Origin of the sequence: Parvimonas oralis, from assembly GCF_047608425.1 — a bacterium.
In the GTDB taxonomy this organism is placed as follows: Bacteria; Bacillota; Clostridia; order Tissierellales; family Peptoniphilaceae; genus Parvimonas.
In genome coordinates, this window is the sequence record NZ_JBLKRS010000001.1 from 517,074 (window position 1) to 535,224 (window position 18,151).

The 18,151-nt window shown below is 27.2% G+C and carries 18 protein-coding genes; 3 read left to right on the top strand and 15 right to left on the bottom strand.

What is annotated here, in order from left to right:
• Positions 1-53 precede the first annotated feature (53 nt).
• On the top strand, positions 54-443 hold the full coding sequence (locus ACMX2D_RS02545; RefSeq protein ID WP_414970691.1) for a GrdX family protein: 390 nt from the start codon (positions 54-56) through the stop codon (positions 441-443).
• A 164-nt stretch (positions 444-607) separates the two neighbouring features.
• Here the strand turns inward: ACMX2D_RS02545 and ACMX2D_RS02550 are convergent, their stop codons facing one another.
• From ACMX2D_RS02550 to ACMX2D_RS02575, 6 genes are all read right to left on the bottom strand, one after another.
• On the bottom strand, positions 608-1,966 hold the full coding sequence (locus ACMX2D_RS02550) for a hemolysin family protein (RefSeq protein WP_009448577.1): 1,359 nt from the start codon (positions 1,964-1,966) through the stop codon (positions 608-610).
• A gap of 151 nt (positions 1,967-2,117) precedes the next feature.
• Complete coding sequence (locus tag ACMX2D_RS02555) at positions 2,118-4,127, bottom strand: sodium-translocating pyrophosphatase (protein WP_009448975.1); 2,010 nt, start codon at positions 4,125-4,127, stop codon at positions 2,118-2,120.
• Between the two features lie 19 nt (positions 4,128-4,146).
• Positions 4,147-4,371 (bottom strand): preprotein translocase subunit SecG, encoded by a 225-nt coding sequence (gene secG, locus ACMX2D_RS02560; RefSeq protein WP_009448672.1) that lies wholly within the window; start codon positions 4,369-4,371, stop codon positions 4,147-4,149.
• 92 nt (positions 4,372-4,463) lie between these two features.
• Positions 4,464-4,898: a hypothetical protein gene (locus tag ACMX2D_RS02565; RefSeq protein ID WP_414972588.1), complete on the bottom strand. Its 435-nt coding sequence runs from the start codon at positions 4,896-4,898 to the stop codon at positions 4,464-4,466.
• Between the two features lie 202 nt (positions 4,899-5,100).
• On the bottom strand, positions 5,101-5,844 hold the full coding sequence (locus ACMX2D_RS02570; protein ID WP_414972589.1) for a peptidylprolyl isomerase: 744 nt from the start codon (positions 5,842-5,844) through the stop codon (positions 5,101-5,103).
• A gap of 13 nt (positions 5,845-5,857) precedes the next feature.
• Positions 5,858-6,697: a CvfB family protein gene (locus tag ACMX2D_RS02575; RefSeq protein ID WP_009448810.1), complete on the bottom strand. Its 840-nt coding sequence runs from the start codon at positions 6,695-6,697 to the stop codon at positions 5,858-5,860.
• Between the two features lie 436 nt (positions 6,698-7,133).
• Here ACMX2D_RS02575 and ACMX2D_RS02580 point away from each other — a divergent pair, with 436 nt between their 5' ends.
• Entirely contained in the window at positions 7,134-7,970 is an 837-nt protein-coding gene (locus tag ACMX2D_RS02580; protein WP_009448940.1) for a hypothetical protein, read from the top strand.
• Positions 7,971-8,064: 94 nt separating this feature from the next.
• On the opposite strand, the gene ACMX2D_RS02585 is transcribed toward ACMX2D_RS02580, so the two are convergent.
• The 3 genes from ACMX2D_RS02585 to ACMX2D_RS02595 form a co-directional block, all read right to left on the bottom strand.
• Positions 8,065-8,580 carry a hypothetical protein gene (locus ACMX2D_RS02585; protein ID WP_414970686.1) on the bottom strand — a complete coding sequence of 172 codons (516 nt, stop codon included), beginning with the start codon at positions 8,578-8,580 and terminating at the stop codon, positions 8,065-8,067.
• 12 nt (positions 8,581-8,592) lie between these two features.
• Positions 8,593-9,576, bottom strand: a complete 984-nt coding sequence (gene floA / locus ACMX2D_RS02590; RefSeq protein WP_009448555.1) for a flotillin-like protein FloA — start codon at positions 9,574-9,576, stop codon at positions 8,593-8,595.
• 103 nt (positions 9,577-9,679) lie between these two features.
• Entirely contained in the window at positions 9,680-10,081 is a 402-nt protein-coding gene (locus ACMX2D_RS02595) for an ATP-binding protein (RefSeq protein ID WP_009448570.1), read from the bottom strand.
• 124 nt (positions 10,082-10,205) lie between these two features.
• Here ACMX2D_RS02595 and rodA point away from each other — a divergent pair, with 124 nt between their 5' ends.
• Positions 10,206-11,306 (top strand): rod shape-determining protein RodA, encoded by a 1,101-nt coding sequence (rodA, locus tag ACMX2D_RS02600; protein WP_414970684.1) that lies wholly within the window; start codon positions 10,206-10,208, stop codon positions 11,304-11,306.
• A gap of 76 nt (positions 11,307-11,382) precedes the next feature.
• Here the strand turns inward: rodA and alr are convergent, their stop codons facing one another.
• From alr to ispF, 6 genes are all read right to left on the bottom strand, one after another.
• Entirely contained in the window at positions 11,383-12,564 is a 1,182-nt protein-coding gene (gene alr / locus ACMX2D_RS02605; RefSeq protein WP_009449039.1) for an alanine racemase, read from the bottom strand.
• Between the two features lie 4 nt (positions 12,565-12,568).
• A complete protein-coding gene (locus ACMX2D_RS02610; protein ID WP_414972591.1) occupies positions 12,569-13,792 on the bottom strand; it encodes an NAD(P)H-hydrate dehydratase in 1,224 nt (407 codons plus the stop codon).
• Positions 13,792-15,171: a GTP pyrophosphokinase gene (locus tag ACMX2D_RS02615; RefSeq protein WP_414970680.1), complete on the bottom strand. Its 1,380-nt coding sequence runs from the start codon at positions 15,169-15,171 to the stop codon at positions 13,792-13,794. The genes ACMX2D_RS02610 and ACMX2D_RS02615 overlap by 1 nt, the downstream gene beginning before the upstream one ends.
• A 97-nt stretch (positions 15,172-15,268) precedes the next feature.
• Positions 15,269-16,459 carry a MalY/PatB family protein gene (locus ACMX2D_RS02620; protein WP_414972592.1) on the bottom strand — a complete coding sequence of 397 codons (1,191 nt, stop codon included), beginning with the start codon at positions 16,457-16,459 and terminating at the stop codon, positions 15,269-15,271.
• Positions 16,460-16,488: 29 nt separating this feature from the next.
• The gene (metK, locus tag ACMX2D_RS02625; RefSeq protein ID WP_414972593.1) at positions 16,489-17,667 is read right to left on the bottom strand and encodes a methionine adenosyltransferase; all 1,179 of its coding nucleotides are present in this window, start codon (positions 17,665-17,667) and stop codon (positions 16,489-16,491) included.
• Positions 17,668-17,677: 10 nt separating this feature from the next.
• A complete protein-coding gene (gene ispF, locus ACMX2D_RS02630) occupies positions 17,678-18,151 on the bottom strand; it encodes a 2-C-methyl-D-erythritol 2,4-cyclodiphosphate synthase (protein ID WP_414972594.1) in 474 nt (157 codons plus the stop codon).

Below are 18,151 nucleotides of genomic sequence, written 5' to 3' on the forward strand. Positions count from 1 at the left end.
TTATATTTTTATTATTTTATGTTACAATCTTATAGTATGAAGGGAGAAATGATATGAAATTTACATTAATAACCAATAATATTGACTTATATGAAAAAGTAAAAAATAAGAAAGATTTAGACATAATATTTGACGAGAAATATACATATGGAGATATTTTGGATATAGTTAAGAAAAAACTTCAAGATGGTTATGAACTTTCTACTCACCCTCTTTGTGGAAGTATAAAACCTAACGAGACACCTTATAGATCTATTTTAATAACGAAATCAAAAGAATTAGATATTAAAGGAATAATAATAATTGATGAAGCAATAGAAACTTATAAAAAATTCCAAAATAATATGAAAACACCTCTATGGATTGATAGAGTTCTTAGAGATTTTAGGTATGTTGACTCTAATATTCTTGTTCAAACAATTGAAAAATTAGGAATAGAATAACTATTTAAAAGCCTTTTACATAATTATTCTAATTAAATAATATAAAATTTAAAAAGCAAAAAATACCATGTTATTTTTACAATAAAAACCGCTAATTTTACTTAGCGGTTTTTCCTTTATCTAATTTATTAATAATATGAAAACAAGAAGTATTATTCCAAAATTTATTTTTCAGAATCTTTTTCTTCGTCCTCATCATTTTCTACAACTTCTTCTTTAGGAAGAACTATTCTAACCTTTTTAACTCTATGTTCATAAATTGATAAAATATTATAAATAACGCCATTATCTTCAACAGTAAGCTTTTCCCCGTCGTTTGGAATATAGCCTAAAAGGTACATAAGCATTCCACCTAATGTATCATAATCTTCAGAATTTTCATCAAGTTTTAGATTACAAGCATTATTAACATCCTCTATTTCACAAGCACCTGTGGCAATAAAATGTCTATCATCTATCTTTTTGATAGCAGGATTAGTTTTCTTATCATACTCATCATCTATTTCTCCCATAACTTCCTCAATCAAATCTTCCATAGTAACTATCCCTGTAAAACCACCATATTCGTCAATTAATACAGCCATCTGATTTCTCGAATTTTTAAGTTCAAGAAATAAGTCATTTATATTCTTTCTTTCTGGAATAAAATATGCAGGTCTCAAAATAGAACGTATATTAACATTTTCAAATCCAACTTTATATGCCTCTAAGAAAAAGTCCTTAATATATAAAATTCCTATTATATTATCAATGTCATCCTCATAAACTGGAACTCTTGAATACCTCATTTGCATTAATGTTTCAAAATCTTTATCAGGTTCATCAATATCAATCATAAATACTTCAGTTCTTGCAGTCATTACTTCTTCTGCTAAAATGTCATCAAAAGAAATTACACCATCAATCATTTCTCTTTCAGTAGGATTAATTATACCTTGTTCTTGACCTACTTCTACAATAGATTTTATTTCCTCAAGAGTAACCTTAGCTTCAACTCCAGTTGTAGGAACTGAAAAAATCTTTAATATGATATTTGTAGATAAAGATAGCAAATAAACAAATGGACTCATAACTTTATAAACTAAATTTATAGTTCCAACTGAAAATAATGCAAACTTTTCAGCATTTTGTAAAGCTATTCTCTTAGGTACAAGTTCTCCAAAAACTAAACTAAAATACGCTAAAATTATTGTTATTAAAATAAGAGAAACTCTATTTGCAAAAGGAATTGATAAACTTTCTAAAACGCTTCCAAATTTATCTGAAAGTCCTACTGCAGCAGAAGCTGATGTAAAAAATCCTGCAAAAGTGATACCAACCTGAATTGTTGATAAAAACTTTGAAGGTTCTTTTAAAAGTTTCTCAACTTTAATAGCCCTCTTATCTCCTTGTTCTGACAAAGCTAATAACTTCTTTTTATCCATAGAAACTATTGCCATTTCTGATGCAGCAAAGAAAGCATTAGCTAAAGTTAATAAAATTAAAATAATAATTTGAAAATAGACCTCGGGTCCACTATCCATAATAACCTCCTAAAAATTATTTATTTAGAAAAATTATACCAAAAAAATTTAAATTTTGCAAATTTACATATAAATTATTATATCTATCTAAATTTTTAAAAAAATAAAAAGTGTATAAAAATACACTTTTTATTAAAGTAATATATTAAATTTATTTTAATAACATTCCACCATAATTTAGAATAACTTGAGCAAATACTAATGCTACAACTGTCATTAACTTAATTAAAATGTTTAATGATGGTCCTGAAGTATCCTTGAAAGGATCACCTACAGTATCTCCAACAACTGCTGCTTTGTGTGGTTCTGAACCTTTTCCGCCATGATGTCCTTCTTCTATATACTTTTTAGCATTATCCCAAGCACCACCAGCATTTGACATAAATATAGCCATTAAAACACCTGTTACTAATGAACCTGCCAATAATCCACCAAGAGCTTCTGCTCCGATTAAAAGACCAACTAGCACAGGAACAACTACAGCTAATAATCCAGGAATAACCATTTGTTTTAAAGCTGCCATAGTAGAAATATCAACACATTTTCTATAGTCAGGTGTTCCAGTTCCTTCCATAATTCCAGGAATTGTTTTAAATTGTCTTCTAACTTCTTGAATCATTTCATTAGCAGCATTTCCTACAGCTTCCATAGTTAATGCTGAGAATAAGAACGGTAACATACCACCGATAAACATACCTGCTACTACTTGAGGTTTTGTAACATCTATTGAAGTTAATTTTACAGCTTGAGTATATGAAGCAAATAATGCCAATGCAGTTAAAGCTGCAGAACCAATAGCAAATCCTTTACCAATAGCTGCTGTTGTATTTCCAACTGAATCCAGTTTGTCAGTAATATTTCTAACTTCATGAGGTAATTCACACATTTCTGCAATACCACCTGCATTATCAGCAATTGGGCCATAAGCATCTACTGCGATTGTCATACCACATGTAGAAAGCATACCAATAGCTGCTACAGAAATACCATATAATCCTTGACCAGCATTTGAAAATCCATTTGAAGCCATATAAGATACTAAAATACCTATAGCTATTACTATAATTGGACCAGCTGTTGATTTCATTCCAACAGCTAAACCGGAAATGATATTTGTTGATGAACCAGTTTCTGATTCTTCTGCTATATGTTGAACTGGTTTTTTATCTCCTGAAGTATAATATTCAGTAAATTGTGAAATAATCAAACCAACTAAAATACCTGCAACTGATGAAACAAATGCAGAATTATTTCCTAAAATTTTATTACTTAAAAAGTAAGTTACTATAATAGTTAAAATTGAACTTACAATAGTTCCCATATTTAATGATTTTTGTGGATCTTTATCTCCTCTTACACAGAACAATCCAACTAATGATGCTAAAATACCAGCTGCAGCAAGTGCTAAAGCAAATATAATACCTTCTTTACCAAAAGCAATTGAACCAAGTGTGATACCAGATAAAATAGACCCTACATATGATTCAAAAAGGTCAGCACCCATACCAGCTACGTCTCCTACGTTATCACCAACATTATCAGCAATAACTGCAGGGTTTCTAGGATCATCTTCAGGAATTCCTGCTTCAACCTTACCTACAAGGTCAGCACCAACGTCAGCAGCTTTTGTATAGATACCACCACCAACTCTTCCGAATAAGGCAATAGATGATGCTCCAAAACTGAATCCTGTAACAATATTAACATCTCCAACTAAAAAGTAGCAAACTGTCATTCCTAAAATACCTAATCCAACTACAGAAAGACCCATTACAGCTCCACCTGAAAAGGCAGTTTGAAGTGCTTTCCCCATTCCATATTCTTTGGCGGCATTTGCAGTTCTAACATTTGCTTTTGTAGCAGCTTTCATTCCAAAAAAACCTGCTAAAATTGAACAAATTGAACCGGCTAAGAAGCAAACTGCAGTAAGTAGATTAATGGCAACCCCCAAAATAATTGCTACAACAATAACGAATATAACTAAATATTTATATTCACGAACTAAGAAAGCCATTGCACCTTCTTCAATATAACCTGAAATTTGTTTCATTCTTTCATTACCAGGTTCAATTTTTGTAATGCTTAAATATTTAATATAAGCAAATACAAGTGCAATAGCACCTACGGCAATTGCACTATAAAAAATTAAATTAGTATCCATTTTTTCCTCCTAAAATTTTTTATTTAATCGCAGCCATAGCAATAGCTACTATAAAAAACACAACTGATGCTATAATAGTAATTTGACTTAAAACAGCGTCTCTAGATTTTTTTCCACCTTTTCCTGAAATATTAGTTTCTGCAGTCAAAGATGCAACACCATCTGACTTAGATTCTTGCATAAGAACAGCAACTATTATTACAATACTAGTAATAAATAAAATTATTTCCATTAAAACTTGCATAACACACCTCCGTATATCTTAATTAACCTGCTAATAATAATATCATATTTGCATACAAAAATCAACTTAAAATATTGAATTTTGAGTTGATTTTAAAAATAAATTATAATTAAATAACTTATTAATATAAATGGAACCAATGGTATTTCATAATGTTTCAATTTTTTTAAATTTCTAACTATTAAAATTTTTACTAAATAAAAAATTCCTGCAACTATAAAAGTAAATAACCCTATATAAATAACTGTGTACCAATCTGATGAAAAACCAATAAAAGATAGCACATAAATATCTCCCGTTCCAAAAACTTCCGTTCCATAAATTAATTTAGAAATACCATATATACTCCCAAATAAAATCATTCCAGAAATCAATCCCCAAAAAGAAATAACAGAATAATTTCCATAGATATTTAATAATAAAATAGGTAAAGCAAATATCATAATTATATTTAAAAAAATATTTTTACAAATCATATCAGTAAATGCACAAATATATATACATAAAAAACAAAGTAAATTTATCATATATAATATGTCATTATTTAAAAACAAGTATATAAAGTATAAATTTACAAGAAATATAATTATAAAATTTAATATATTATAATATCTTTTTAAATAAGAAATTGATACCTTTATAACATCCTTTTTATTTAAAAGTTTAATATCGATTGATGAAACAAATAAAAAAACAAAAAAACTTAATATTCCACCTATAAAATACATATTAGTATTTTCTTTCTATTTTACTATCTTTCATCAATGCATCCATTTTTTTTACATAGGCTACTTGTTCTTTAGCTTTTATTATATTTTTCTCAATTTCATCCTTAACTGATTCTAAAGCTAATTGTTCAGGATTTCTTTTTGATTCTAATTTTATTAAATGATATCCAAATTGTGTTTTAACCGGGTTAGTAACTTTCCCTACTTCAGCATCTATACATGCATTTTCAAATTCTAAAACCATTTGACCTTGAGTAAATTCTCCTAAATCTCCACCTACCTCTTTAGAAGGACACATAGAATGTTCTTTTGCTAAGTTTTCAAATTTTTCTCCATTTTCACAAAGTGCTTTTAATTCTTTCGCTTTGTCTTCACTCTCTACTAAAATATGTTTGGCATTAAAAGTATATTTACTCATAAATAAATTTTTATTTTCTTCATAATATTTTTTTATTTCTTCATCACTGGCATGAATATTATCAAATAATTCATTTAAGAAATGTTTTGCTAAAATAGAACGTTTAATTTCATTAATCTCTTTAACAAAAGCTTCACTTTCATCTAACTTTCTATTATAACAATCTTGAATTATAAGTTCTTGTTTTACTAATTCTTCACATAATTGTTTTTTTCCTTCAGGATTTTTATAAGGTAATGCTCTGTTTCCCATTAATTCTATAAATCTGTCAACATCACTTTCTAAAATTTCCACTCCATTTACAATCGCCATTACTTTGCTTTCCATAAAAAATTCCTCCTTAAATTAATTTGATTCCATTTCCTTCAAATTTAATTTTTTTAGTCTTTAAAAGTCTTCCCACAGCCTTTTTAAAAGATGACTTGCTCATACCACAAATATCCTTAATTCTGTCAGGATCACTTTTATCATTCAAGTCTAAAAATCCACCTCTAACTTTAATAATATCAAAAAGAATATCAGCATTATCATTTATTTCAATATGAGATAAGTTTTTCAAAACTAAATTTAAACGTCCATCTTTTTTTACCTTTGAAATTCTAAAATTAATCGGCTCTCCAATTTCTAAAACTCCAACAATATCTTTATTCTCAATCATTGCATCATATTTTTTATCTACAGCAACAAAAGCACCATAATCTTTATGAATTGAATAGATAATTCCTTCAACCCAGTCACCTTCTTTGTAAGGTGAATCAGAAGTTAAATAATCTCTTATTTTCATTGTTGCACAAAGTCTCTCAGACTTGTCTATATATAAAGCAACTAAATATTTTCTTCCCTTTTCAAGTTTCATAGATTGTTCTTTGAAAGGTAAAAATAATTCTTTTTCAAGTCCCCAATCTAAAAAAGCACCAATTTTTGAAATATCCATTACTTCTAATGTTTCAAGCCTTCCCATAGAAATTTTTGGAATTTTCCTTGTAGCAACAAATCTAGCTTGATTATCTTTGTAAATGAAAACTTCAAGTTCATCGCCTATTTTATCTGTTTCTAAAACTTCTTTTTTTGGCAATAATATATCAAGTTTTTCATTTTTCACATCTTTTATACCGATATAAGCACCATTATTTTTAAAGCGTTTTATAATCAATTTTTGAAATTCTCCTAGATTATACATATTTTCTCCTTTATTTTATATTTTCTTAAAAAATTGTTATACAACTAATTATATTATAATTCCATTTTGATTATTAAATCAAAATTATTATAATGAAACATTTATAGCTTTACAATAGGTCGTAAAACTATAGATATTATACCATAATTTCTTTTTTATTGCTAAGATTAATGTTATTATGGTGAAATTACTTTATCTTTACCACTTGGCGTAAAGCTAAAGTAATTATACCTTAATTTCTTTTTTATACCTTAACTATTGTTATTATGGTGAAATTACTTTATCTTTGCCACTTGGCGTAAAGCTAAAGTAATTATACCATAATTGTCTAATTAATGTAACTATGAGAAATTAAAAAATTAATAGTTCATTTTGAAATATTATAAAAATGTAGTATAATATTTATATAAATACTTACTAAATAAGGAGTTTAAATATGTTTTATATAAAAAGAAGATACATTTTGATTTTATTTTCTGCTTTTTTACTAACATCTTGCAGTAAGACAGGGACTAAAAATGTTGATAAAGTAAATAATGAAATAAAAAATTCAACATCACAATTTTCTCTAAATACAGAAGAATTAACCGTATTGGAAAAACCCTATGGTGATTTTTCAGATGAAGACAAAAAATTATTTAATAAAATATTAGAAAAATATAATAAATTTAAAAATGAATCATCTAATGATATAGCATTTGAAACAAAAATATTGGAAAAACTTCAAGAAATTGAAAATTTTTATGGTAAAAAATATATAAATTTTAAAAATGAATCTTCTATTGATGTTAAAGTTGAAGAAAAACTACTTAATCAAAATTCAAAAACAGAATTAAATAAAAAAGATTTTCCTTACGACAACTATTTAATAAAACTTACTGGAAAAGGTAATTTTAGGTATATAGTAAATAATAGAACAATTTCTGATGAAGTTTTAAAAGAAAATGAAAAACCAAGATATATTAGAATCAAAATATTAGATAATTCAAGTGTAGAATTTAATGGTGATATAATAGGAATTATATTCAAAGATAACATACAGTACAATAAATTTAAAAATTTTCCAAGTGGAATTTTCGATGTAGATACTGATATTAAACATGGTAATTATAAACTGTCAAATACAACGAAAGATACTATTATAAAAACAATTTCAAAAAACAATGAAGTGAAAGTTATAAAATTAAAAGAATCGCACGAAATAAGATTGGAAGTCGGAATGAAATTTATAATTTCAGGAGTTGATTATATTACACTAGAAAAGATTGATTAAAAAGGAGACCTTAAATGGTCTCCTTTTAAATTATTGTTAAATAACAAACTCCAGATATCTAACCTAACACAAAGTGTCATTGAAAGGTGAGTTGTTATTTTAATGATTTAGGTTTTCCGATAATCTCTGAATAAAGTACAGCTTTCGATAAACTTTCCTTACCCTTTAGAACAAACTTTTTTGTTTTTCTTTCAATCAAATCGTCTAAAGTTAAAATATCCTTTCTCAGTGATACTCTCTCAGTTTTTCGAGAATTGTACATTTGACCAATTCCTTCAAAAGAAGTATTCATAATACTTTTACCTTCGATAGAAGTTGTCATAGCTGTCTTACCTTCATAAGAAAAATTTTCAATAGAATTTCCTTCAATACTAGAAGTCATAATAGTTGTTCCCTCAGGACTTTCATAATCTTCAAAATTATTAGTCTTATAAGTCTTGCTTTTTGAACTATTATTATTCTTATTTTTTTTAGTCTTAGACTTATTTGAAGTTTTTACAGTATTATTCTGATGTTTATCGTTTCCTACTTCATCAATTTGAGCTTTTATATTATTAATCTCAGATTTTAAATCGTCAATAAAAGACAAAAAGCTTTTTTCATTTTTCATAGAAATTCACCTCTATTCTGAAAGTGATTCTCTCATCTTAGTATCAGATTTTAAATTCTTTAACTTTTCGTATTCATATACAGAAATATTTCCTTCTTCAAATGCTTTTGCAATAGCAAGTGGAATTTTACTTTCTGATTCGACAACTTTTGCCTTCATTTCTTCAATCTTAGCTTTGTTTTCTTGTTCAACCGCAACTGCCATAGCACGTCTTTCTTCTGCTTTTGCTTGTGCTATTTTCTTATCAGCTTCAGCTTGATCTGCTTGTAATTGTGCTCCTATATTTCTACCAATATCAACATCAGCGATATCGATAGATAAAATTTCAAATGCTGTTCCTAAATCCAGTCCTTTTGCCAAAACCGTTTCTGAAATAGCATCAGGATTTTCAAGCACTAAACTATGTCTTTCTGCACTACCTACAGTAGTAACTATACCTTCTCCAACTCTGGCAATGATAGTTTCTTCACCGGCACCACCGATAAGTCTTGAAATATCGGCTCTAACTGTTACTTTTGCAATAACTATCACTTCAATACCATTCATAGCAACTGCTGCTATTTTTGGAGTATTGATAACTTTAGGATTTACACTGACTTGAACAGCTTCCAACACATCACGTCCGGCAAGGTCAATTGCTGTTGCCATTTCAAAAGTCAATTCAATATTTGCCTTTTGAGCTGCAATCAAAGCATCAACTACATTATTTACATTACCTCCTGCCAAATAATGTGCTTCTAATTCTGAAATGTTAATTCTAACATTAGCCTTTGTTGCTTTAATCAATGGATAAATAATTTTTGACGCTCTAACTCTTCTTAGTTTCATTCCTATAAGATTCGAAATCTTAACCTTAACTCCACTGAATAAAGCTGTAACCCAAAGACCTACGGGAACGAAATAAAAGAATCCGAACACCAAAACCACTGCTAAAATAACAATAATACTATTAGTTTTTGGTAACAATTTCATAACTGTTTGTGGTAACATTCTCATAATTAAACCCTCCATTTTTTATTTACACTAACGTGTATGCTTATATTATATCACTTTTTATAAAAAATTCAACAAAAAAGAAACCAATTTATAAAATTGATTTCTAAAAATCATTTCCCTCACATTTTATTTTTGCACTAATTTCATTATTATTTATCTCTAATTCATCAACTAAATGTTTAACAATTCTAAGTCCACGTCCTGAAGTTGTCATATTAATATCTCTATTTTCATTGAAAATATAATTTATTCCGTCTCCCTCATCTTTAACATTTATATGTATACAATCCATATTAACACAGACTTTTAAATTTATACCTTTTTCTTTATTACATTTATTACCATGTTCATAACTATTTATAACTATTTCATTTATAACAATTCGGATATTGAACATCAGTTCTTCATCTCTGATAACACTTGATAATTTTTCCAAAACAAAAGAAACAGCCTCATCAATATCATCCAAATCACTTTTAATAACCTTAATATATTCAAAGTCCATAATTTTCTCCTAATTATTAATATTTTTTATATACCCAATCAAAAATAATTGTTAACATTTTTTTATTTTTATTTGCATATTTAAAAAATTTCTAATATAATATATACATTATGAGGTGATTAAAATGTTTTTTAAAAATAAAAATTTATATAAAATAGACTTATTTATTCTTATTTCTTTAGTTTTAATAATTCTAATTGGATTGCTAAATTTATATAGTGCAACATTAAGTTTAAAGAGAAACTTTATGCTATCACAATCTATTGCAACTATACTTGGTTTTATCTTAATGTTTATATTAATTGCGGTAAATATACAATTTTTAAAAAGACTATATTTACCTATTTATATAATTTCAATAGCACTTTTAATTTTGGTACTTATTATTGGTACAGGAGATTCTGTTGGTGCAAGAAGTTGGATAAAATTAGGTCCTATTTCTTTTCAACCATCTGAATTTGTAAAACTTGGTATGATTATTTGTTTAGCAACTGTTATTGAAAATAACAGTGCAAAATTGAATGAACCTAAAACTTTAATTAAAGTTTTGATTTTCGCTTTTATTCCAGTTGGATTAGTCCTTATGCAACCGGATTTTGGAACTGCTTTTGTATTTATACTAGTAATAGGATCTATGCTTTTTGTGGCTGGAATTAGCTTAAGACTTGTAGTATATACATTAATTACTGCTATTGCAAGTTTACCTGTTTTTTATTTTAGCTTGTCTCCTTATCAAAAGAATAGAATCTTAAACTTTTTAAATCCTGAAAGAGACATAACAAATACCGGATATCAAGCAGTACAAGGAAAAATAGCCGCAGGTTCCGGAAAATTTATTGGAAGAGGACTTTTTAAAGGTCCCCAAAATCAATTTAACTTTATTCCAGAAAAACAAACAGATTATATATTTCCTGTCTTTGTTGAAGAAATGGGATTTGTTGGAGGAACAATTTTAATTGGTTTATACACAATTATGTTATACAGATTTGTAAGACTTTCCAAAAAAACAGCTAATAAATTTAATCAAATGTTAATTATAGGGATATGTGCAATGTTTTTAGCACATATTTTTGAAAATATTGGAATGACTATTGGACTTATGCCTATAACCGGTATTCCTCTACCATTTTTAAGTTATGGTGGAACTTTCCAATTAGTAAATTTAATAGCAATGGGAATTGTATTATCCATATCTTGTGAAAAAACTCCACTAGACTTTATGTAGTATATTTTTATTTTTTTCAATAATAATCTAATAGTTAAAATATATTTAAAAACTCAGTGCTAAAATGCACTGAGTTTTATAATTCATAGTAATTTTTTTCAGTTGATAGATAGTCTACTACTCTTACGACTTTATTTCCCTCAAGATAAACTCTTGGAATTCTCATATTTATTCTACAGATTATATCATAGACATTTGTGTTTGCCATTTCTGCAATTTCAAAGATATCAAGTTTCATATTTTTATATTCACCATAAAGTAAAACTGTATCTCCAATTTTTACATCTTCAATTTCAGAAACATCTATCATTGTTTGATCCATACATACTTTTCCTAAAATTTTAGCCTTTTTATTATTTATCATTACGTAACCCTTATTACTTAGTTCATAAGGATATCCATCTGCATAACCTACAGAAATTGTTGCAACTTTAATAGTCTTATCTGCACAGAAAGTTCTTCCATATCCAACTGTATCTCCTTTGTGGATATATTTTACATTACTAATAGTACTTACAAAACTTACAACTGTATCCATTTTTGTTTTAGAATTTTCTTTTACATATTTTGATGGATAATGTCCATATATTCCAATTCCAACTCTAACCATATCATAATAATAATCATGAAGCAAAGAGCCACCATCATTTGCTATATGTAACATAGGTATTTTAAGATTTTCTTCTTCTAATAATCTTTTAACTTTCTCAAATTTTTCTACCTGTAATTTGGTAAATGAAAAATCATCAATATCTGAAACACATAAATGAGAGTACATTCCTTTAACAACAATATGTTTCATAGAATAAATCTCTTTTAAATAATCTTTTAACTTATCATCAATTAGAAATCCAAGTCTATTCATACCAGTATCTATTTTAATATGAATTTTACATTTTTTTCTACACTTTTCTGAAATTTCATTTAATTCTCGTATCATTCCGATATTGTATACAGTTAATTCTACATTATTCTTTATTAGTTTCTCAAATAAAGCATTTGGAACATAACCTAAAATTAAAATAGGTAATTTAATTTTCTTTTTTCTTAGTTCCATAGCTTCTGAAAAGTTTGCTACACAAAAATAATCTGCACCTTGTTTTTGTAAAAATTCAGCGACAGTACAAGCTCCAAGTCCATATGCATTTGCCTTTAAAACTATTCCAACTTTTGCACCATTGCATTTTTCTTTTATTTTCAAAAAATTGTTTTTTAAATTATCTAAATCAACAAAAATCAATGACTGATTTTCATACATAATATCACTTCCTAATATATTTAATTGCTTTTGGTAAAAATTTAATTATATCTGAAGCTATTATAGAATCTTCACCAATTTCTTCTTTAGCAAAATCCCCTGCTAATCCATGTATAAAAACACCAAGTTTTGCAGAATTAAAAACACTTAATCCTTGTCCAAGTAAAGATAATATAATACCTGTTAAACAGTCTCCACTTCCTGCAGTAGCCATTCCACAGTTTCCAGTGTTATTTATGCATAATTCTTTATTCGACTTAACTATGGTATTTTTTCCCTTTAAAACAATAGTAAATTTATAATTTTTTTCAAAAAACTTATTTACAATCCCTAATCTATTTTTCTTAATATCTTCTAAATCATATAATGACATCCTGGAAAATTCAACTTCATGAGGAGTTATAATAATATTATCTCTATTCAAAATATCTGATTTAATATCTTTCAGGAAAAAAATAGCATCTGCATCAATAACTATAGGCTTTTGAAAATTTTTTATAATCATTTCTAAAATTTTTCTATTTTCTTCATTTCTTCCTAATCCACATCCAATAGCTATGGCATCTAAATTTTTTATTTTTTCAATTATTTCGTCTACATATCTAAGAATAAAACAGCCTCTATTGTCATCAGGAATAGATAAAACTATATTTTCAACAGCTTTTATTTGTAGAATATTAGAAATAGAATTAGGACAAATATTATATACAAGTCCACTACCGGTTCGAAGTGAAGCTTTAGCACACAAATCAACACTTCCACACATTCCTACACTACCACCAATTATTCCAACTTTACCAAAATCACCCTTATGTCCATCAACTTTTCTATTTGACATAAGATTTTTATAAGCTAAAATGTTTTTAGTATCTAATTCTATACTTAAAAATTTAACATCCACTACTGCAATTGCATATTCAGAATCATGGGAAACAGAGCAAGAAATTTGTTCTATTATTTTAAATATTTCATTATGAATTATTAAATCAGGTTTACCGGAAAAATTATGTATAACTTCCACATCAATAGGTGAAATATTTCCAAATCCTGTACCTATTGCCTTAACAAATGCTTCTTTTAAGCAAAAAATACCAGCTATTGTCTCATCCCTTTTCCCAGTAGATAAAATATAATCAATTTCTTCACTTGTAAAATATCTTTTTATAAATTTTTCCAAATTTTTCATTTTTGAAAATCTGGTAATACTACAAATATCTATTCCTATCATTATTCAAATTCATCCACTTCTTTTTTAACAAAATTATTTTCTAAAGAATTATATAAATCTTCATAATTCAAAGCCAATATTTCCTCTGGTCTCTCAACATCTTTTAGGAAATTTCTAATCTTATTCTCTATTTCTTTCATACTCTTGAAAGTAATTAAATTTGGAGAATATGAATTACAAATAAATTCCATCACAACATAAGAAATATCCCATTTTAATTTTGACTTATCATCATTTGAAATATCTAATTCATCAACTGCACGTTTTACCCTTTTAACAACAGCATATACGATAAATTCTGAAAATAGTACAAATTCTTCACAAAAATCATTTTCTTCTATATCTTGAATAACTGAAAAAATCAAATTCCATTTAAAATCCTTATTTACCAATTCTAAAAGACCTGTTCCAAATTTCTTACATAAATCATTTTTAAATTCAATTGTATCACAAATTTCGAACGTTTCTCCAATAGTAATAGTTCTGTTATTTGCCCCGCTAAGTCTATTTAATAATTTAACAAAATAATCTTCATAGCGCATAGAATTATGAAATTTGTTTTTAGAAAAAATATAATCTACAATAATATTAGCACAATCTTTAAAATCAACTACAAAACCTGTACTTTCTTTAATTTTAACAGAATACAAATCATGCAACATCTTAGAAACAATTGTTTTTAACTGAATTTTTGATGAATCATAATTACTTTTATCTTCCACATTCTTTAAATGATTATACACACTTTGTAGTTGATTATCTATCATTGTTAAATTAGCTTTAATTGAAAACATTATAGAACGAATAAAATCTTCAGTTATCATATAATTATAGTTTTTATACAATACACTATGATCTATTTCTCCCCAAAATATATTTACTAAAGATTTTATTTGTAATTCAAAATTTACAAAATATCCACCTTCAACAACATATCTTCCATCAACTTTGTATATCTCAAAACCATTTTTTTGAAATGTAGGTTGTTTTTCACTTAGTTTTAATTCTATATTTGAATTTAGTTCACTTCTATAAAATCCATTATCTAACTCAACGGTAAAATTTTTTGAAATTTCATCAAAAATTTTCTTTTCATCATCAATAAATCTACATTCAACTCTTATCCCAATTAAGTCTGGAAGATTTTCTATTGCTAATTTATGATTAGGATATCTATAATAATAATTATTTCTTAATAATTTTTCTCTTATACTATCTTCACTTTTTATTCTAGCATTTGTATTTATAAAAAAATCACAATTCAAAAAAATATCATTAAAAAATTTTTTTAATGCATCAGATGAACTGGAAATAAACTCCATATTATTGTCCATATGCACAATTGATTTTTCTAAAAATTGAAAAATTTCAAGTTTCAAAAAAACACCTCCAATCACAGAAATATTTTACCATAGATTGAAAATATTTACAATGTAAAATATTTATAAAAAAAGACTGCTCTCGCAGTCTTAAAATTTATAAACTATCTACAACTTTCTTTAATCTGTTTAATCCATCAGTAAGCATTTCTCTATTACAAGCGATATTCATTCTGAAGAATAATTTTGCATTTTCTCCATATGTTATTCCTGAATTTAGTAATAATTTTCCTTCATTAATAAGTTTTTGATGTAACTCATCATGATCAATATCAAATGCTCTAAGATCTAACCATAATAAGAAACTGGCTTGTGGTCTTTTTACTTTAACTTTTGGAATTTCTCTATTTATAAAATCAATTGCAAAATCAATATTCTCTTCAATATAACTCATACATTCTTCAAACCATTCTTTACCATAAGTATAAGCTGCTACAAATCCAACAGCTGCAAAACTTGCCATGTGGAAAATCCCATATCCTACTAATCCGTTTATAAATCTATTTCTTAAATCTTCATTTGGAATTATGGCAACAGATTGAGCTAAACCGGCAATATTAAAAGTTTTACTAGGAGCAGTTAAAGTAACAGTATTATATAAAAAATCATCGTTGATTGATGCAATTGGTGTATGTTTATAATCCTTAAGAATTAAATCACCATGAATTTCATCTGCAATCATCAATACATTGTGTTTTCTACAAATTCTTCCATATTCTTCTAATTCTTCCTTAGTCCAAACTCTACCAACTGGATTATGTGGACTACACAATACACTTAATTTTACATCATTTTCTATAATTTTCTTTTCAAAATCATCAAAATCTATTACATATTTGTCTTCTAATTCAATTAATGGATTTTCAACAACAACTCTGTTATTTAAAGTTATAGCATTAAAGAAAGGAGGATATACAGGAGTATTTATAATAACAGAATCTCCCTCTTTTGTATTGTGCAAAATTGTATTAGCAATTCCGGGTACTACACCGGGAACAGGAACTATCCATTCTTTCTTTATATCCCAATTATTTTTTTCTTTTTGCCACTTTATAAATGATGTAAAGAACTTTTCACAAGGACAGTCATATCCTATTACTCCATTTGATATTGGCTCTTTTAGTGCTTCTAATATTTCATCACAACACTTAAATTCCATATCTGCAATAGACATAGACAAAATTGAATGATCATTCTTTGGTGCACCTGCAGAAACCATATTATTCCATTTTTCAGCATGTGAATTTTTTCTGTCTACATATTCATTAAAATCATAACATTTTCCCATAATAACATCTCCTAAAAATTTACATTAATCTATATTAACTCTTTGATTTCGTCCACCTTATCTAATTTTTCCCAAGGTAAATCTAAATCATTTCTTCCAAAATGTCCATAAGCGGCAATTTGACGATATATTGGTCTTCTTAAATCTAAAATATCAATAATTGCAGCAGGTCTTAAATCAAATACTTTATTTATTATTTCAATTATTTTATCATCAGAAATTTTTCCTGTTCCAAAAGTATCAACATAAATAGAAAGAGGCTTAGCCACCCCAATAGCATAAGAAATTCCTATTTCTAATTTTTCACATATTCCACTTGCAACAATATTTTTAGCAATATATCTTGCCATATATGCTCCTGATCTATCAACCTTTGTTGGATCCTTTCCAGAGAATGCTCCTCCACCATGTCTTCCAAATCCACCATAAGTATCAACAATTAATTTTCTTCCAGTTAAACCGGAATCACCCATAGGTCCACCGATTTCAAATCTTCCTGTAGGGTTCACATATATTTTAGTATTCTCATCAATTAAATGTTCTGGTATTACTTCATCAATAACCAATTCTTTAATATCTTTTTCAATTTGTTCAGTTTTAACAGAAGGTCCATGTTGTGTAGAAACTACTATAGCTTCTATTCTTGTAGGAGTACCATCAATATATTCAACTGTTACTTGGCTCTTTCCATCAGGTCTTAAATAAGCTAATATATCATTTTTTCTAACATAAGCTAATCTTTTTGTCAATTTATGAGCCAAAGTAATTGGTAAAGGCATAAATTCATCTGTTTCTGTACAAGCATAACCGAACATCATACCTTGATCTCCTGCTCCAACTGAATTATATTTATCTTCATTTCCTTTTTTATATTCTAAAGCACTGTCAACTCCTAATGCAATATCTCTTGACTGTTCATTTATACTTGTTAAAACTGAACAAGTTGATGCATCAAAACCAAATTTTGCTCTAGTATATCCTATTTCCTTTAAAACATTTCTTACAATACTTTGTATATCAACATACTTAGAAGTTGTTATTTCTCCAACAACCATAACAATTCCTGTAGTAGTTAAAGTTTCACATGCAACTCTTGCAACTGGATCAACCTTTAAAATCTCATCTAAAATAGCATCAGATACCTGATCACAAATTTTATCTGGATGACCTTCAGTTACAGATTCAGATGTAAATAATACTTTTTTCATCTTTACCTCCTTAAATTTTTTCAAGTAACACAACTGCATGAGATGAAATTCCTTCCTCTCTACCTTCAAATCCTAGATGTTCAGTTGTAGTTGCTTTTACACTTATATTTTCAATATCAGTTTCTAAAACTTTAGCTATATTTTTTCTCATTTCTAAAATATAACCTGAAAGTTTAGGTTTTTGAGCACATATAACACTATCAACATTTCCAATTTTATATCCCTTTTCTTTCATAAGACTAACAACTTCTTTAGTCATTATTAGAGAGCTTATATCTTTATATTTAGGGTCATTATCAGGAAATAATTTTCCAATATCACCTAAACATAATGCTCCAATTATAGCATCATTTATTGCATGAACTAAAACATCTGCATCACTATGTCCTAAAAGACCTTTAGAATGCTCTATTTTAACTCCACCAATTATCAAATCTCTACCAACAACTAACTCATGAACATCAAATCCAAGTCCAATTCTCAT

Coding starts and splice junctions, on each gene's coding strand:
- ispF (WP_414972594.1), bottom strand. CDS start 18,151: ATGAGAATTGGACTTGGATTTGATGTTCATGAGTTAGTTGTTGGTAGA.
- ACMX2D_RS02575 (WP_009448810.1), bottom strand. CDS start 6,697: ATGTATAATCTAGGAGAATTTCAAAAATTGATTATAAAACGCTTTAAA.
- ACMX2D_RS02610 (WP_414972591.1), bottom strand. CDS start 13,792: ATGATAGGAATAGATATTTGTAGTATTACCAGATTTTCAAAAATGAAA.
- floA (WP_009448555.1), bottom strand. CDS start 9,576: ATGAGAATGTTACCACAAACAGTTATGAAATTGTTACCAAAAACTAAT.
- metK (WP_414972593.1), bottom strand. CDS start 17,667: ATGAAAAAAGTATTATTTACATCTGAATCTGTAACTGAAGGTCATCCA.
- ACMX2D_RS02570 (WP_414972589.1), bottom strand. CDS start 5,844: ATGGAAAGCAAAGTAATGGCGATTGTAAATGGAGTGGAAATTTTAGAA.
- rodA (WP_414970684.1), top strand. CDS start 10,206: ATGTTTTTTAAAAATAAAAATTTATATAAAATAGACTTATTTATTCTT.
- ACMX2D_RS02620 (WP_414972592.1), bottom strand. CDS start 16,459: ATGGGAAAATGTTATGATTTTAATGAATATGTAGACAGAAAAAATTCA.
- ACMX2D_RS02555 (WP_009448975.1), bottom strand. CDS start 4,127: ATGGATACTAATTTAATTTTTTATAGTGCAATTGCCGTAGGTGCTATT.
- ACMX2D_RS02565 (WP_414972588.1), bottom strand. CDS start 4,898: ATGATAAATTTACTTTGTTTTTTATGTATATATATTTGTGCATTTACT.
- ACMX2D_RS02545 (WP_414970691.1), top strand. CDS start 54: ATGAAATTTACATTAATAACCAATAATATTGACTTATATGAAAAAGTA.
- secG (WP_009448672.1), bottom strand. CDS start 4,371: ATGCAAGTTTTAATGGAAATAATTTTATTTATTACTAGTATTGTAATA.
- ACMX2D_RS02595 (WP_009448570.1), bottom strand. CDS start 10,081: ATGGACTTTGAATATATTAAGGTTATTAAAAGTGATTTGGATGATATT.
- ACMX2D_RS02580 (WP_009448940.1), top strand. CDS start 7,134: ATGTTTTATATAAAAAGAAGATACATTTTGATTTTATTTTCTGCTTTT.
- alr (WP_009449039.1), bottom strand. CDS start 12,564: ATGTATGAAAATCAGTCATTGATTTTTGTTGATTTAGATAATTTAAAA.
- ACMX2D_RS02585 (WP_414970686.1), bottom strand. CDS start 8,580: ATGAAAAATGAAAAAAGCTTTTTGTCTTTTATTGACGATTTAAAATCT.
- ACMX2D_RS02550 (WP_009448577.1), bottom strand. CDS start 1,966: ATGGATAGTGGACCCGAGGTCTATTTTCAAATTATTATTTTAATTTTA.